Genomic DNA, 15,421 nt, shown 5'->3' on the forward strand with positions numbered 1-15,421 from the left:
ACAAGTTGTCCACATTCGGCTTGAAGCACTGGGGCCACTATGCGGCCCCAGTGTTGCCACTCAGTGCCCGCCCAAATAGGCGCTGCGCACTTCCTCGTTCACCAACAACTCCTGGCCGGTGCCCGTCATGCGGATCTGCCCGTTGACCATCACATACGCCCGGTCCGACAACTTCAGCGCATGGTTGGCGTTCTGCTCAACGAGGAAGATGGTCATCCCCGTCTTGGCCAACTCACGCAAGGTGGCGAAGATCTGCTTGACCACGATCGGCGCCAGCCCCAGCGAGGGCTCATCGAGCAGCAACAGCTTCGGCCGGCTCATCAGCGCGCGGGCGATGGCGAGCATCTGCTGCTCGCCCCCCGACATGGTCATGGCCCGCTGGGTGCGCCGCTCCTTCAGCCGCGGGAACAGCTCGTACATCCGCTCCATGTCCTCCTTGGCGTATTTGTCGCCAATCGGGATGGTGCCCATCATCAGGTTTTCCTCGACCGTCATGTCGGGGAACACCCGCCGCCCTTCGGGAGACTGAGCAATGCCGTTGGAAGCGATATAGTGGGACGACTTGCGGGTGATGTCTGTCCCCCGGTAAACGATGTGCCCGGAAGACGCGCGCGGCTGGCCGAAAATCGACATCAGCAAGGTCGACTTGCCGGCACCGTTGGCACCGATCAGGCTCACCGTCTCGCCTTCGTTGATGTGCATCGACACCTTCTTCAGGGCCTGGATCGGCCCGTAGAACACATCCAGCTCCTTCAGCTCGAGAATGGGTGCACTCATACCAGTTCCTCTTCGTCTGCACCCAGGTAGGCGGCAATCACCGTCGGGTTGTTGCGGATTTCCTGTGGCGCGCCTTCGGCGATCACGTTGCCATGGTCAAGCACGACGATATGGTCGGAAATGCTCATGACCATGCCCATGTCGTGTTCGATCAGCACCACGGTGATGTCGTGCTCGTCACGCAGCACGCGGATCATGCCACTGAGCGCCTCGGTTTCCTGCGGGTTGAGGCCGGCAGCCGGTTCGTCCAGGCAGATGATCTTCGGCCGCGTGCACATGGCCCGGGCGATTTCCAGGCGACGCTGCTGGCCATAAGACAACTCACCGGCCAAGCGGTTGGCGCAATCGACCAGGTCGACCACTTCCAGCCAATAGAACGCATGGTCGAGGGCATCGCTCTCGGCCTTGCGGTAGGCCTTGGTGTTGAGCACCCCGGCCAGCAGGTTGCGGTTGACCCACATGTGCTGGGCCACCAACAGGTTCTCCACCACCGACATTTCCTTGAACAGGCGAATGTTCTGGAAGGTTCGGGCGAGGCCGGCGCGGTTCACCAAGTGAGTGCCGCCGAACATCTTGTAGTACAGGCGGTTGGCAAAGCGCGCGGGCGAAACGAAGTCCGCCGCCTGGAAGCGTTCGCCGAGCAACTGGATGACGTTGGTCTGGCTGCCGCGCACGTTCAGTTCGATACGCCCGCCGCTGGCTTTGTAGAAGCCGGTCAGGCAGTTGAACACCGTGGTCTTGCCCGCACCGTTGGGGCCGATCAGCGCGAAGATCTGGTTGCGCCGTACCTTGAGGCTCACGTCACTCAGCGCCTTGATGCCGCCAAACTGCATCATCAGGTTGTCGACCGACAGAATGATATCGTCGTTCATGGCGCCACTCCTTTACGCGGGACCACACCGGTACGGCTGATGCGGATCAGCCCACGCGGTCGCCAGATCATCATCAACACCATCAATACGCCAAACAGCAGCACGCGGTATTCGGAGAAGCTGCGCAGCAGCTCTGGCGCCACGGTCAGCACGAACGCTGCGATCACCACACCGACGGTCGAGCCCATGCCACCCAACACGACGATGGCGAGGATCAGCGCCGACTCGAAGAAGGTGAACGACGACGGGTTGACGAAGCCCTGGTACGTGGCGAAGAACACACCCGCCAGGCCTGCAGTGGAGGCCCCCAGGGTGAACGCAGAGAGCTTGACCAGCACGTGGTTCAGGCCCATCGAGCGGCAGGCGATCTCGTCTTCACGCAGGGCCTCCCAGGCGCGGCCGACCGGCATGCGGGTCAACCGGTGCTTGATGTACAGCACTGCCAACACCACCAGGAACAGCACAGCGTAGATGAACACGAACTTCAGGTTGGCGTTGTAATCGATGCCAAGAAACTCATGGATCGGCACCCCACCGTCCTTGGCCCGGCGGCCAAATTCAAGGCCAAAGAAGGTCGGCGAAGGCGCCGGCATGCCGTTCGGGCCGCCGGTGAACGACAGCCAGTTGTTCAGCACCAGGCGGATGATCTCGCCAAAGCCCAGGGTCACGATCGCCAGGTAGTCACCGTGCATGCGTAACACCGGGAAGCCGAGTATGCACCCCGCCAGCGACGCCGCGATGGCCGCCAGCGGCAGCACGCTCCAGAAGCCCAGGCCCAGGTACTGGTAGCCCAGCGCCAGGCCATAGGCGCCGATGGCGTAGAACGCCACGTAACCCAGGTCGAGCAGGCCCGCCAGGCCGACCACGATGTTCAGGCCAAGGCCCAGCAGCACGTAGATCAGGCCGAGGATGACCACGGTCAGCAGGTACTTGTTAGCAAAGATTGGGAAGACGATGGCAATCACCACCAGCGCCGGGATGATGTAGCGCAGCCGCGACTTGTAGTCCGGCGCATTCACATGCACGCCCGAGCCGCCGTTGTCGAAGCCTTGGAGCATGCGCCGCCCGGCGCCTGTCTGCAGGTACAGGCTGAGCAGGAAGCGCCCGACCATTACCCCGCCAACCAGCCACGCCACGCGGCGGGGTTCGGCATTGAAGCTGTAGCCGTCGAGCACCACGCCGACGACCGGGCCAAAGACAATGAGCGCCAGCAGGCCGGCGACGATGGTCTCCAGCAGGCTGCGTTTGAGGTCGAAACCATGGGTTTCGGAAACAGGGGCAGTTTTGGCAGTGGACATGTTCACACCTTAGCCACGAGCGGGCGACCCAGCAGGCCTTGGGGACGGAAGATGAGGATCATCACCAGCAGCGAGAAGCTGAATACGTCCTTGTAGTCGGAGTTGATCAGGCCAGAGAACAGCGACTCGGAGATGCCGAGGATGATGCCGCCGAGCATGGCCCCCGGTAGCGAACCGATGCCGCCCAATACCGCCGCCGTGAACGCCTTGATGCCGATGATGAAGCCGGCATAGAAGTCGAAGGTGCCGTAGTTCATGGTGATCAGCACACCCGCCAGTGCGGCCATGACTGCACCGATGACGAATACGTAGGAAATCACCCGATCGGTGTTGATGCCCAGGATCGAAGCCATCTTGCGATCTTGCTGCGTGGCGCGGCACATGCGGCCGAGCTTGGTGTACTTGATCACATAGGTCAGCAGGCCCATGCCGACGAATGCGGCAATCAGGATGAAGATCTTGGTGTAGGTCAATTGCACGAAGCCGGTGCCGACTTCTACCCGCAAGGCACCTTCAAGCAGGGTTGGCACGCCTTGCTGGCGGGCGCCCTGGCTGATCTGTGCATAGTTTTGCAGGATCAGCGAGATGCCGATGGCACTGATCAGCGGTGCCAGACGGGTGGAGTTGCGCAGGGGTTTGTAGGCGATGCGTTCGATGGTGAAGCCATAGACGCCCGTGACGACGACGGTGAACAACAGCGTGCCCAGCATCAGAAGCGGGAACGATTCGACGCCGAAATAGGCCAGCAATGCCAGGCTGATCGCCGCGAGGTACGCGGAAATCATATACACCTCGCCGTGCGCGAAGTTGATCATGCCGATGATGCCATAGACCATTGTGTAGCCGATGGCGATCAGGCCATAGACCGACCCGAGGGTCAGGCCATTGACCAGTTGCTGCAGAAAAATACCATCCATAACGCAATCTCACCTGATTGAGATTGCACGAGCGCCTACCACGGCGGGCCCTGAATGCAGCGGCCCTCGCAGCGCAGAACTGTGCAGATCTACGGATAAAGACAGGTACCGCGGGGGCTGCAGCCCGGGGCAGTAAGCACCCGGGCCGGTAGCCGTTATTATTTTTGTTTTTCCAGCTGGTGGTATTTACCGTCTTTGTCCCACTGGTAGACCACGTAGTCGGAGACGGTCAGGTCGCCCTTGCTGTCCCATTTCTTCTCGCCCATGACGGTCTTGACCGGGTTGGCCTTGAGCCATTTGGCGGCGTCTTCGCCTTTGTTCGACTTGGCACCGTTGAACGCGGCGGCAAGCGCCTGCAGCGAGGCATAGGCGTACAGGGTGTAGCCTTCAGGCTCGGTACCGTTCTTGCGGAACTCTTCCACCACGGCCTTGCTGTCCGGCAGCAGGCGTGGGTCGGCGCCGAAGGTCATGTACACGCCATCGACGTACTGCGCGCCACCCGCCGTGGACACCAGTTCGTCGGTGACGATGCCGTCATCGGACATGAACTTGACGTCCTTCAGGCCTTGTTCACGCAGCTGGCGTACCAGTGGGCCGGCTTCCGGGTGCAGGCCACCGAAATAGACCACGTCGGCGCCGGTGGAGCGGATCTTGGTGACCACGGCGCTGAAGTCTTTCTCGCCGCGGGTCAGGCCTTCGTACAGCACAGGCTTCACGCCACGCTTCTCGAGCTGCGCCTTGGTGGCATCGGCCAGGCCTTGGCCGTAGGTGTCCTTGTCGTGCAGTACGGCCACCTTCTTGCCTTTGAGCACATCGACGATGTAGTCACCGGCAACGATGCCCTGCTGGTCGTCACGGCCACACATGCGGAACATCGCGGAAAGGCCGCGCTCGGTCACCTGCGGGTTGGTCGAGCCTGGGGTGATGGCGATCACACCGGCTTCGTCGTACACCTCGGAAGCAGGGATGGTGTTGGAGGAGCAGAAGTGGCCGACCACCCCTGCCACTTTGTCCTGGTCGACCAGGCGGTTGGCCACGGCCACGGCTTGCTTCGGTTCGCAGGCGTCATCCCCTTTCACCAGGACGATCTTCTCGCCGTTGACCCCACCTTCGGCGTTGATCTTGTCGGCTGCCGCCTGGGCACCTTTCATGTACTGCTCGCCAAACGCTGCGTTGGCACCGGTCATCGGGCCTGCGACGCCGATCTTGATGTCGGCCTGAACATACGAAGAAATACCCAGTGCCGTAGCGACGGCCAGAGCCAGGAAACCTTTCTTGTAAAACGTCTGCGACATGAGGTGGTGCTCCTAGAGTTTTTTTTGGTTGGCACTACAACTTCTCAACCCTGTGCTCAGAGCAAGGGCCGTGCCATTGGTTTTGTATTCCGGGAAATCACACAGCAAGGGTGGCTGGCAGGCGACCGACGGCCTTTTCTTTATTGAGCGTGCAACCGTCTGCCGCGCGGCAGGCGCCACCACACGTACAGACAAGGAGCAACCGTGGAGTGCCATCATTGCAACCCTGGCAAGTGTTTACGTGCAACCGCCCTGTAACAGCCGACGTCACCGAAGTGCACACCGCTGGTGCGCGACTGCTACAGGCAGCACCGTTTCAAGGCTAGCGGGCGCACGGAAAAACACCTCTGTTTTGGCCGTTATGCCGGCTAGATGGGAGCGGCTTGCCCGCGAATGGGCCGCAGCCGAAACATGAAAATGCAAAAGGCTGGCACAATGGCCGCCATTCGCCGCTTCCGGAGCCACCCTTGATGAGCGAGAGCGCATTCGCCGAGCGCATCGTGCACAACCTGCTCGACACCGACTTCTACAAACTCACCATGATGCAGGGTGTGCTGCACAACTACCCGGACGCCGACGTGGAATGGGAGTTTCGCTGCCGCAACGGCGAAGACCTGCGCCCCTACCTCGGCGAGATCCGCAACCAGCTCGAACTGTTAAGCGACCTGACCCTGGATGAAGGCCAACTGGGCTTTCTGGAACGTATCAGCTTTCTCAAGCCAGACTTCCTGCGGTTTCTGCGCCTGTTCCGCTTCAACCTGCGCTACGTGCGCATCGGCATCGAAAACGATCAACTGTTTCTACGCCTGCGTGGTCCCTGGCTGCACGTGATCCTGTTTGAAGTGCCCTTGTTGGCCATCATCAGCGAAGTGCGCAACCGCCACCTGCACCCACACATGCGCTTGGCCGAAGCCCGCGACCAGCTGTACCGCAAGTTCGACTGGCTGCGCGCGCACGCCAGTGACGACGAGCTGGCCGACCTGCAGGTGGCCGATTTCGGCACCCGCCGGCGGTTTTCCAGCCGTGTTCAGGAAGAGGTGGTACGGGTGCTGCGTGATGACTTCCCGGCCCGTTTCGTGGGCACCAGCAACGTCGACCTGGCATGGAAACTGGATATCAAGCCGCTGGGCACCATGGCCCACGAATGGATCATGGCTCACCAACAGCTCGGCCCGCGCTTGATCGACAGCCAGAGCGCCGCACTGGACTGCTGGGTACGCGAGTACCGCGGCCTGCTGGGCATCGCCCTGACCGACTGCATCACCATGGACGCCTTCCTCGGCGATTTCGATTTGTACTTCGCCAAGCTGTTCGACGGCCTGCGCCACGATTCGGGCGAGCCAGTGGCCTGGGCGGAAAAAGCCATCGTCCATTACCAGAAGCTGGGTATCGACCCGATGACCAAGACCCTGGTGTTTTCCGACGGCCTCAACCTGACCCGTTCGCTGGAAATCTTCCGTGCCCTGCGCGGCCGCATCAACGTCAGTTTCGGCATCGGCACCAACCTGACCTGCGACATACCGGGTGTGGCGCCGATGAACATCGTGCTTAAAATGACCGACTGCAATGGCTCGCCGGTGGCGAAAATCTCTGACGAGGCGGCCAAGACCCAGTGCCGCGACGAGAACTTCGTTGCCTACATGCGCCACGTTTTCAAAATCCCCAGCAAGGAGTAACCCATGCAAGCCGTTCAGCGAGAGATTGCCCAAGCGCTCAAGGTGCAGCCACCGTTCGCCGATGCCGCCGCGCTCGACAACGAAGTGGCTCGGCGCGTGGCGTTCATCAAGGAGTGCCTGGCCAATGCCCGGCTCAAGACGCTGGTATTGGGCATCAGTGGCGGTGTCGACTCACTGACCGCTGCCCTGCTTGCCCAGCGCGCGATCAACGAGCTGCGTGCCGAAACCGGCGATAAGGCCTACACCTTCATTGCCGTGCGCTTGCCCTATCAGGTGCAGCATGACGAGCATGACGCCCAGGCGTGCCTTGACGTGATCAAGGCCGATGAGGTGCACACCGTCGACATTGCCCCGGCAGTAAAGGCGTTGGCAGCTGAGGTGGTGGAACTGAAAAACGGCTCGCCGACGCTGGTGGACTTCGTTGTCGGCAACGTCAAGGCGCGTACCCGCATGGTCGCCCAATACACCATCGCCGGCGCCCGTGCAGGCCTGGTGATCGGCACTGACCATGCCGCCGAAGCGGTAATGGGCTTCTTTACCAAGTTTGGTGATGGTGCCTGCGACCTGGCCCCGCTGAGCGGGCTGGTGAAAAACCAGGTACGGGCCATTGCGCGCCGCTTTGGTGCGCCGGAATCGCTGGTGGAGAAGGTGCCGACAGCAGACCTGGAAGACCTTGAGCCGGGCAAGCCGGACGAGGCGTCACATGGCGTGACGTATCAGCAGATCGATGCGTTCCTGCAGGGGCAGCCGGTTGATCAGGCAGCGTTCGATATAATCGTAGCGACCTACCGCAAGACCCAGCACAAGCGCGAACTGCCGTTCGCGCCTTGAGGGCCTGGGGCCGCTTTGCGCCCCATTCGCAGCGCAAGGCTGCTCCTACAAGCGAATGCAATCGCTTGTAGGAGCAGCTTTGCGCTGCGAATGGAGGGCAAAGCCCTCCCCTAACTCAATTACTTGACGACAACCTTGCCCTTCATCATCGAGATGTGGCCCGGGAAGGTGCAGAAGAAGCTGTAGTCGCCACCGGCTTCCAGCTTGGACGTGTCGAACTTCACTTCGGTTTCTTTCTCAGGCGCACCGATCATCGCGGTGTGGGCGATGATGTTGGCGTTGTCTTCTTTCAGGTAGCCCTTCTCGATGCCCTGGCTCATGCCTTCGGTGGCAATCGCCTGCATGTCAGCAGTCTTGCTGATCACCAGGTTATGGCCCATGACGTTCTTCGGCAGGTTGCCGGAGTGGGTCAGTTTGACGGTGAACTCCTTGCAGCTCTTGTCGACGGTGAATTCCTTGGTGGTATAGGACATCTGGTCCGTCGATTCGACAGTCACCGAGCATTCGGCTGCGAAGACAGAGGCGCTGGCGAGGGTCAGCAGGGATACCGCTACAGCTTTCGCAAACATCATGAATCTCCTTGGCAGGGTTTTATCAATTGCGAGACTGCCTGAAACCGTTCAGCCCCTTTCTGATATGGGTCAAGGGGGTGTCAAGTGGCCAGCCAGTAGAATTGTTCAATGGATTGTATACAACCAATCTAAGGGCACATCATGCCCTTTTATTGGAGGATGGGACAACCTCTCATTTAGGAGCAATACCAAATGCGCATTTCCAGCTTCATGAACAGCCTGCTTGCCGCCTATGCCCAGGGTGCCACGGGTGCTGTCTGCGAATTCTCCCGGCCGGAATGACACCGGCCTTGGAACTGCCAGGCATGCGCCGTACCCTGTCATTCTGAGTGATTGGAGATGAGCAATGCTTGTACGTTCCGTGTGTGTCTTCTGCGGCGCCAGCATCGGCGCCAACCCTGCTTACCGTGAAGCGGCCGTCGCCCTTGGCCAGGCCATTGCCCGGCGCGGTCTGACCCTGGTTTATGGTGGCGGCGCTGTGGGCTTGATGGGCGTCGTGGCCGACGCTGCCATGGCTGCGGGAGGCGAAGTGGTCGGGATCATCCCGCAAAGCCTGCTGGACGCCGAGGTGGGCCACAAGGGCCTGAGCCGCCTGGAGGTGGTCGATGGCATGCACGCGCGCAAGGCGCGCATGGCCGAACTCAGCGATGCCTTCATCGCGCTGCCGGGTGGGCTGGGTACGCTGGAGGAGTTGTTCGAGGTGTGGACGTGGGGGCAACTGGGCTATCACGCCAAGCCGCTGGGCCTGCTCGATGTGAATGGCTTTTATGAAAAGCTGGGCGGGTTCCTTGACCATATCGTCGAGGAAGGTTTCGTGCGGCCGCAGCATCGGGCGATGTTGCTGCTGGGGCAGCAGGCGGATGCATTGCTGGATGGGATGAATGAATTCGTCGCGCCGGTGGCGCCGAAGTGGGTCGACAAGCAGCCGGATTGAACTGAAAGGGGCTGCTTTGCAGCCCATCGCAGGCAAGCCAGCTCCTACAGATACAATGCAGCATTCAAGGCCTGCGCTGTACCTGTAGGAGCTGGCTTGCCTGCGATGGGCCGCAACGCGGCCCCCTTCAAGCCTCAGCGCGGAATAACGGGCTGACGCGGCTTCTTACCCTTGCCGCCACCCTTGGCCGCTTCCTTGCGCTCCTTGGCCGCCTGCTGGTTGCGGGCAAATGCCTCGGCCTTGGCCTTCTCACGCTTGTCCCACGGCTTGCTGCCATCGCTGCCACGCGGTGGCAGGCCGGTGTGCTGGGTCAGGATCTTCTGCTCCTTGCCCACCTTGTGGCTGCCAGCCGGCGTCGAGTTCTTGCGGCGGGCGCTCTGGTAGCTGTCGGACTGCGGCTGGTGCAGCGGAATCAGCTGGTGCTTGCCTGGCCCGATCAAATCGGCACGGCCCATGCGCTCCAGCGCCTCACGCAGCATCGGCCAGCCCTTCGGATCGTGATAGCGCAAGAACGCCTTGTGCAGACGGCGCTGCTCCTCGCTCTTGACGATCTCCACGCCTTCGCTCTTGTAGGTCACCTTGCGCAGCGGGTTCTTGCCCGAGTGGTACATGGCCGTGGCCGACGCCATGGGCGACGGGTAGAAGGCCTGCACCTGGTCGGCGCGGAAGCCGTTGCCCTTGAGCCACAGGGCCAGGTTCATCATGTCTTCGTCGGTGGTGCCTGGGTGGGCAGCGATGAAGTACGGGATCAGGTACTGCTCCTTGCCCGCCTCTTTCGAGAACTTCTCGAACATGCGCTTGAAGCGGTCATAGGTGCCGATGCCCGGCTTCATCATCTTGTCCAGCGGGCCACGCTCGGTGTGCTCCGGGGCAATCTTCAGGTAGCCGCCCACGTGGTGGGTGACCAGCTCCTTGACGTACTCCGGCGACTCGACCGCCAGGTCGTAACGCAGGCCCGAGGCGATCAGGATCTTCTTCACACCCGGCAAGGCACGCGCCTTGCGGTACAGCTCGATCAACGAGCTGTGGTCGGTGTTGAGGTTTTCACAGATACCCGGGAACACGCACGACGGCTTGCGGCAGTGCTTCTCGATCTCGTGGCTCTTGCAGGCGATGCGGTACATGTTGGCGGTCGGGCCGCCAAGGTCGGAAACCACGCCGGTGAAGCCCGGCACCTTGTCACGCATCTCCTCGATCTCGTGCAGGATCGATTCGTGGGAGCGGTTCTGGATGATCCGCCCTTCGTGCTCGGTGATCGAGCAGAAGGTGCAGCCACCGAAGCAGCCACGCATGATGTTCACCGAGAAGCGGATCATCTCGTACGCCGGGATGCGCTCTTTGCCATAGGCCGGGTGCGGAATACGTGCGTAAGGCATGCCAAACACGTAGTCCATCTCTTCGGTAGTCATGGGGATGGGTGGCGGGTTGAACCACACGTCCACTTCGCCATGCTTCTGCACCAGGGCGCGGGCGTTGCCTGGGTTGGTTTCCAAGTGCAGCACGCGGTTGGCGTGGGCATACAGCACGGGGTCGTTACGCACCTTCTCGAACGACGGCAGGCGGATCACCGACTTGTCGCGGGTCATGCCCGGGCTGTCGAGAATCTGCACCACCTTGGCTTCGTTCGGGTCTTCCACGTCACCTTTGGCTTGCTCGATGGCACACGCCTGGGTGTCTTGGGTGTTGACGTAGGGGTTGATGATCTTGTCGACGCGGCCAGGGCGGTCGATGCGGGTGGAGTCGATCTCGAACCAGCCCTGCGGCGTGTCACGGCGCACGAACGCGGTGCCGCGCACGTCGGTGATGTGTTCGATGCTCTCACCCTGGGACAGGCGCTGGGCGACTTCGACAATGGCCCGCTCGGCGTTGCCGTACAGCAGGATGTCGGCGCTGGCGTCGATCAGGATCGAATGGCGGACCTTGTCCTGCCAGTAATCATAATGGGCGATGCGGCGCAGCGAGGCCTCGATGCCACCGAGCACGATCGGCACGTGCTTGTAGGCTTCCTTGCAACGCTGGCTGTACACCAGGCTGGCGCGGTCCGGGCGCTTGCCGGCCATGCCGCCTGGGGTGTAGGCGTCGTCGGAACGGATCTTCTTGTCCGCGGTGTAGCGGTTGATCATCGAGTCCATGTTGCCGGCCGCGACGCCGAAGAACAGGTTCGGCTCGCCCAGCTTCATGAAGTCGTCTTTGGACTGCCAGTTTGGCTGGGCGATGATGCCCACGCGGAAGCCCTGGGCTTCCAGCAGACGGCCGATGATGGCCATGCCGAACGACGCGTGGTCGACGTAGGCGTCCCCGGTCACGATGATGATGTCGCAGGAATCCCAGCCGAGCTGATCCATCTCCTCCCTGCTCATGGGCAGGAACGGTGCTGGCCCGAAGCATTCGGCCCAGTACTTGGGATAGTCGTAGAGTGGTTTGGCTGCTTGCATGTCAGTGACCGGTTCTGGTGTTCAGGGAAATCGCGGGCGCGGAATATAGCACAAATTTTGATCAAATCCGACGGCAGAGGTCGGATTCATCTGCAATACGCAAACCCTGCGCTTATTCGTCGTCGTCGAAGTTGTACATGCCCGGCGCGAGGTTCTCGAAGCGGGTGTACTTGCCGATGAAGGCCAGGCGGATGAAGCCGATGGGGCCGTTACGCTGTTTACCGATGATGATCTCGGCAATGCCCTTGTGCTCGGTTTCCGGGTGATACACCTCGTCGCGGTAGACGAACATGATCACGTCGGCGTCCTGCTCGATTGCACCCGATTCACGCAAGTCGGAGTTCACCGGGCGCTTGTTCGGCCGCTGTTCCAGGGAGCGGTTCAGCTGCGACAGGGCGATCACCGGGCAGTTGAATTCCTTGGCCAGGGCCTTGAGCGAGCGGGAGATCTCGGAAATCTCGTTGGTCCGGTTGTCGCCGGCAGAACCCGGGATCTGCATCAGCTGCAGGTAGTCGACCATGATCATGCCAATTTCACCGTGCTCACGCGCCAGGCGGCGGGTACGCGCACGCATTTCCGATGGGCTGATGCCGGCGGTATCGTCGATGAACAGCTTGCGGTCGTTGAGCAGGTTGACCGCCGAGGTCAGGCGCGGCCAGTCGTCGTCGTCCAGCTGGCCGGAACGGACCTTGGTCTGGTCGATGCGCCCGAGGGACGAGAGCATACGCATGATCAGCGATTCGCCTGGCATCTCGAGGGAGAACACCAGCACCGCCTTGTCGCTGCGCAGCACGGCGTTTTCCACCAGGTTCATGGCGAAGGTGGTCTTACCCATCGATGGACGGCCGGCGACGATGATCAGGTCGGCTGCCTGCAAGCCACTGGTCTTCTCGTCCAGGTCGGTATACCCGGTGGAGATACCCGTGATATCGCTGTCGGAGTTGAACAGCGTGTCGATCCGGTCGATGGCCTTGGTCAACAGCTCGTTGACCCCTACCGGGCCACCGGTCTTCGGCCGGGCCTCGGCGATCTGGAAGATCTGCCGCTCGGCGTCGTCGAGGATCTCTTCGGCGTTGCGCCCTTGCGGGTTGAACGCGTTGTCGGCGATGTCGGTGCTGATGCTGATCAGCTGACGCAACGTGGCCCGCTCGCGAATGATCGCGGCGTAGGCCTTGATGTTGGCCACCGACGGGGTGTTCTTGGCCAGCTCCGCCAGGTAGGCCAGGCCGCCGACTTGCGACGACACGCCCTCCTTGTCCAACTGCTCGTGCAACGTGACCACATCGAACGGATGGTTCAGGTCGACCAGCTTGTGGATGGCGCGGAAGATCAGGCGGTGGTCATGCCGATAGAAATCGCCATCCGACACCTGATCCAGTACCCGCTCCCAGGCGTTGTTGTCCAGCATCAGGCCACCGAGCACAGCCTGTTCGGCCTCGATGGAATGCGGCGGCACCTTCAGGGATGCGGTTTGCAGGTCAAGCTGTTCGGAGGTGGTGATCTCGTTCATGGCCACGAATAAATTCTGGGGGACGAAAAAGACAAAGGGCACGGCCTGTGAAAGACAGGACCGTGCCCGATGTTAACCGGCTGGGCCGCGTGCGGCCAGCCAGTCAGCGCAGCTTAGGCAGCTACGACGACCACACGTACGGTGGCTTCAACGTCGCTGTGCAGGTGCACGGCTACGTCGTATTCGCCAACCTGACGGATGGTGCCGTTCGGCAGACGAACTTCAGCTTTGGCCACTTCAACGCCGGAGGCGGTCAGGGCGTCAGCGATGTCGTGGGTGCCGATCGAACCGAACAGCTTGCCTTCGTCGCCAGCGGTGGCAGTGATGGTCACTTCCAGCTCGGCCAGTTGGGCAGCGCGGCTTTCAGCCGACGATTTACGGTCAGCAGCTGCTTTTTCCAGCTCGGCGCGACGCTCTTCGAACGCAGCCAGGTTGGCGGCGTTGGCAACGGTGGCCTTGCCGAATGGCAGCAGGAAGTTACGGCCGTAACCAGCCTTAACTTTTACTTTGTCGCCCAGGTTGCCCAGGTTAGCGACTTTTTCCAGCAGGATCAGTTCCATTTGGTAAAACCTCTTAACTTTTAACCTTCACCGTTCGCGGAGTCATTCCCCTCAGGGGACTTGCGACCGCGAAAATCAATCAGGCTGTCGACAATGGCCAAAACCACGAGCAACGGATAAATCAGCTGCATGATCAGCGGCAGCGTCACGTACATGCCCACCAGCCAGAAACCGGCCAATCGGCCCTGTGCCACCAGCCCATGCATCAAGGCGATGCCGGCCAGGACGAGCACCAGGCTGGACGCAGAGGCCAGGACGATGAACTGCGGCCCGATGAACGGACCCAGCACCATCATGGCCACCAAAGCCAGCATGGTTACCCGCGGCAACTTCAAGGCGCGAAACTCGCGACCGAAGCCTCCAGGGTTGTACAACGCAGCCTGCCAATAACGCGCCAGCATCAAAGCCAGCACGCTGAACAGCTGCAGCATCACCGCCGTTGAAGCGACCAGCACAGGGCCGATCAGCTCACCGGGGATCACCGGCTTGCCTTCGATTTGTGGCAGGGCTTGTACAAGCGCCTTGGCCAACACCTCGAAGGTTTCACGCAGTACCGTGTCCAGGATGAGGCTGTAAACCAGCCCCAACACAACACTGAACATCAACACCCGGCTCCAGGAATGCCCGGCACGCAACAAGGCGGCCAGCCCCAGCGTCCCCAACAGCACCAGCAAGGTACTGGGGTCGCCAAAGGCCCAGATGGCCACCGCGGGCAAAAGCCCAAACGCGATGACCGTTGAAGCATCCTTGAACCCGCGCCGCAGAAGCACGAGGCTTCCGGCAGCGGCACTCAACCAGAACAACAGCGGTAACACTGCACTGATGACCACCACCAGGGTGGCCTGCACACGACCGCGCATGATGAAATCAGCTAACGCTCGCATGCTTATCCCTTACTGCTTGTCGACGACCCGGTCTCAGCGGCCGTGGCTGTCGGTGTAGGGCAGCAGGGCCAGGAAGCGGGCGCGCTTGATAGCGGTAGCCAGCTGACGCTGATAACGAGCTTTGGTACCGGTGATACGGCTTGGAACGATCTTGCCGGTTTCGGATACGTAAGCTTTCAGGGTGTTGAGATCTTTGAAGTCGATCTCTTTCACGTCTTCAGCAGTGAAGCGGCAGAATTTACGACGACGGAAGAAACGTGCCATGTAATAGGCTCCTCAAAAGGTCCGTGGATTACTCGTCAGCGTTATCGCTGGAGTCGCTGTCATTGCTGTCATCGCCTTCGGCGGAGTCAGCATGCTCAGGACGCTCACGACGCTCACGGCGCTCGCTGCGGTTCTCTTCTGCCTTCAGCATCTCGGACTGACCGGTTACGGCTTCGTCGCGACGGATGACCAGGTTACGGATCACGGCATCGTTGTAGCGGAAGTTGTCTTCCAGCTCGGCCAGGGCCTTGCCGGTGCACTCAACGTTCAGCATCACGTAGTGAGCCTTGTGAACATTGTTGATTGCGTAGGCCAGTTGACGACGGCCCCAGTCTTCCAGGCGGTGGATTTTGCCACCATCTTCTTCGATCAGCTTGGTGTAACGCTCAACCATGCCGCCGACTTGCTCGCTCTGGTCCGGGTGAACCAGAAAGATGATTTCGTAATGACGCATGAATGCTCCTTACGGGTTAGTAGTCTGCCAGAACGCTGGTCAGACAAGGAGTGAATGACACTGTATGTCTTGCCATGGAGGGGAGGCACATGAGCGCCTGCCAGCTCGGCAAGGGGCGCAATTGTAGAGAAGGCGGGGCGGA

At 61.0% G+C, this 15,421-nt stretch carries 15 protein-coding genes; 3 read left to right on the plus strand and 12 right to left on the minus strand.

The window, feature by feature from the left end; translation table 11 throughout:
* Positions 1–60: 60 nt before the first annotated feature.
* The 5 genes from LOY53_RS23965 to LOY53_RS23985 form a co-directional block, all read right to left on the minus strand.
* Positions 61–777 carry an ABC transporter ATP-binding protein gene (locus LOY53_RS23965; protein ID WP_027592551.1) on the minus strand — a complete coding sequence of 239 codons (717 nt, stop codon included), beginning with the start codon at positions 775–777 and terminating at the stop codon, positions 61–63.
* Positions 774–1,649, minus strand: a complete 876-nt coding sequence (locus LOY53_RS23970) for an ABC transporter ATP-binding protein (protein ID WP_252825994.1) — start codon at positions 1,647–1,649, stop codon at positions 774–776. The genes LOY53_RS23965 and LOY53_RS23970 overlap by 4 nt, the downstream gene beginning before the upstream one ends.
* The gene (gene livM, locus LOY53_RS23975; RefSeq protein WP_258703367.1) at positions 1,646–2,947 is read right to left on the minus strand and encodes a high-affinity branched-chain amino acid ABC transporter permease LivM; all 1,302 of its coding nucleotides are present in this window, start codon (positions 2,945–2,947) and stop codon (positions 1,646–1,648) included. The genes LOY53_RS23970 and livM overlap by 4 nt, the downstream gene beginning before the upstream one ends.
* A 2-nt stretch (positions 2,948–2,949) precedes the next feature.
* Positions 2,950–3,864: an ABC transporter permease subunit gene (locus LOY53_RS23980; protein ID WP_016489422.1), complete on the minus strand. Its 915-nt coding sequence runs from the start codon at positions 3,862–3,864 to the stop codon at positions 2,950–2,952.
* 158 nt (positions 3,865–4,022) lie between these two features.
* Positions 4,023–5,159, minus strand: coding sequence for a branched-chain amino acid ABC transporter substrate-binding protein (locus LOY53_RS23985; RefSeq protein WP_027592548.1), 1,137 nt, complete (start codon positions 5,157–5,159; stop codon positions 4,023–4,025).
* A 470-nt stretch (positions 5,160–5,629) separates the two neighbouring features.
* Between LOY53_RS23985 and pncB the strand changes: the two genes are divergently transcribed.
* Together pncB and nadE are read left to right on the plus strand one after the other, a co-directional pair.
* Entirely contained in the window at positions 5,630–6,835 is a 1,206-nt protein-coding gene (pncB, locus tag LOY53_RS23990) for a nicotinate phosphoribosyltransferase (RefSeq protein ID WP_085272316.1), read from the plus strand.
* 3 nt (positions 6,836–6,838) lie between these two features.
* Entirely contained in the window at positions 6,839–7,666 is an 828-nt protein-coding gene (gene nadE / locus LOY53_RS23995) for an ammonia-dependent NAD(+) synthetase (RefSeq protein WP_186702388.1), read from the plus strand.
* Between the two features lie 119 nt (positions 7,667–7,785).
* Here the strand turns inward: nadE and azu are convergent, their stop codons facing one another.
* Positions 7,786–8,235, minus strand: coding sequence for an azurin (gene azu / locus LOY53_RS24000; RefSeq protein ID WP_027592545.1), 450 nt, complete (start codon positions 8,233–8,235; stop codon positions 7,786–7,788).
* A 349-nt stretch (positions 8,236–8,584) separates the two neighbouring features.
* On the opposite strand from azu, the gene LOY53_RS24005 reads away from it, so the two are divergent.
* Positions 8,585–9,172: a TIGR00730 family Rossman fold protein gene (locus tag LOY53_RS24005; RefSeq protein WP_252825997.1), complete on the plus strand. Its 588-nt coding sequence runs from the start codon at positions 8,585–8,587 to the stop codon at positions 9,170–9,172.
* A 134-nt stretch (positions 9,173–9,306) separates the two neighbouring features.
* On the opposite strand, the gene LOY53_RS24010 is transcribed toward LOY53_RS24005, so the two are convergent.
* The 6 genes from LOY53_RS24010 to rpsF all read right to left on the minus strand — a co-directional run bounded on the left by LOY53_RS24010 (position 9,307) and on the right by rpsF (position 15,279).
* Positions 9,307–11,607, minus strand: a complete 2,301-nt coding sequence (locus tag LOY53_RS24010; RefSeq protein WP_099455486.1) for a YgiQ family radical SAM protein — start codon at positions 11,605–11,607, stop codon at positions 9,307–9,309.
* A gap of 112 nt (positions 11,608–11,719) precedes the next feature.
* Entirely contained in the window at positions 11,720–13,117 is a 1,398-nt protein-coding gene (dnaB, locus tag LOY53_RS24015; protein ID WP_027592542.1) for a replicative DNA helicase, read from the minus strand.
* Between the two features lie 113 nt (positions 13,118–13,230).
* Positions 13,231–13,677 carry a 50S ribosomal protein L9 gene (gene rplI, locus LOY53_RS24020; RefSeq protein ID WP_012316464.1) on the minus strand — a complete coding sequence of 149 codons (447 nt, stop codon included), beginning with the start codon at positions 13,675–13,677 and terminating at the stop codon, positions 13,231–13,233.
* Positions 13,678–13,697: 20 nt separating this feature from the next.
* Positions 13,698–14,561 carry a hypothetical protein gene (locus LOY53_RS24025; protein WP_085272312.1) on the minus strand — a complete coding sequence of 288 codons (864 nt, stop codon included), beginning with the start codon at positions 14,559–14,561 and terminating at the stop codon, positions 13,698–13,700.
* A 33-nt stretch (positions 14,562–14,594) separates the two neighbouring features.
* On the minus strand, positions 14,595–14,825 hold the full coding sequence (gene rpsR, locus LOY53_RS24030) for a 30S ribosomal protein S18 (protein ID WP_003249563.1): 231 nt from the start codon (positions 14,823–14,825) through the stop codon (positions 14,595–14,597).
* Between the two features lie 28 nt (positions 14,826–14,853).
* Positions 14,854–15,279: a 30S ribosomal protein S6 gene (rpsF, locus tag LOY53_RS24035; RefSeq protein WP_003249557.1), complete on the minus strand. Its 426-nt coding sequence runs from the start codon at positions 15,277–15,279 to the stop codon at positions 14,854–14,856.
* Between the last annotated feature and the right edge of the window lie 142 nt (positions 15,280–15,421).

This window comes from Pseudomonas sp. B21-031 (assembly GCF_024748985.1).
Lineage (GTDB): Bacteria > Pseudomonadota > Gammaproteobacteria > Pseudomonadales > Pseudomonadaceae > Aquipseudomonas > Aquipseudomonas kermanshahensis.

Bases quoted from the DNA above. Each gene is read 5' to 3' on its own strand.
- LOY53_RS23970 (WP_252825994.1), bottom strand. From the start codon at position 1,649: ATGAACGACGATATCATTCTGTCGGTCGACAACCTGATGATGCAGTTT.
- LOY53_RS23965 (WP_027592551.1), bottom strand. From the start codon at position 777: ATGAGTGCACCCATTCTCGAGCTGAAGGAGCTGGATGTGTTCTACGGG.
- azu (WP_027592545.1), bottom strand. From the start codon at position 8,235: ATGTTTGCGAAAGCTGTAGCGGTATCCCTGCTGACCCTCGCCAGCGCC.
- LOY53_RS23985 (WP_027592548.1), bottom strand. From the start codon at position 5,159: ATGTCGCAGACGTTTTACAAGAAAGGTTTCCTGGCTCTGGCCGTCGCT.
- nadE (WP_186702388.1), top strand. From the start codon at position 6,839: ATGCAAGCCGTTCAGCGAGAGATTGCCCAAGCGCTCAAGGTGCAGCCA.
- LOY53_RS24005 (WP_252825997.1), top strand. From the start codon at position 8,585: ATGCTTGTACGTTCCGTGTGTGTCTTCTGCGGCGCCAGCATCGGCGCC.
- pncB (WP_085272316.1), top strand. From the start codon at position 5,630: ATGAGCGAGAGCGCATTCGCCGAGCGCATCGTGCACAACCTGCTCGAC.
- LOY53_RS24010 (WP_099455486.1), bottom strand. From the start codon at position 11,607: ATGCAAGCAGCCAAACCACTCTACGACTATCCCAAGTACTGGGCCGAA.
- rpsR (WP_003249563.1), bottom strand. From the start codon at position 14,825: ATGGCACGTTTCTTCCGTCGTCGTAAATTCTGCCGCTTCACTGCTGAA.
- livM (WP_258703367.1), bottom strand. From the start codon at position 2,947: ATGTCCACTGCCAAAACTGCCCCTGTTTCCGAAACCCATGGTTTCGAC.
- rplI (WP_012316464.1), bottom strand. From the start codon at position 13,677: ATGGAACTGATCCTGCTGGAAAAAGTCGCTAACCTGGGCAACCTGGGC.
- LOY53_RS23980 (WP_016489422.1), bottom strand. From the start codon at position 3,864: ATGGATGGTATTTTTCTGCAGCAACTGGTCAATGGCCTGACCCTCGGG.
- LOY53_RS24025 (WP_085272312.1), bottom strand. From the start codon at position 14,561: ATGCGAGCGTTAGCTGATTTCATCATGCGCGGTCGTGTGCAGGCCACC.
- dnaB (WP_027592542.1), bottom strand. From the start codon at position 13,117: ATGAACGAGATCACCACCTCCGAACAGCTTGACCTGCAAACCGCATCC.
- rpsF (WP_003249557.1), bottom strand. From the start codon at position 15,279: ATGCGTCATTACGAAATCATCTTTCTGGTTCACCCGGACCAGAGCGAG.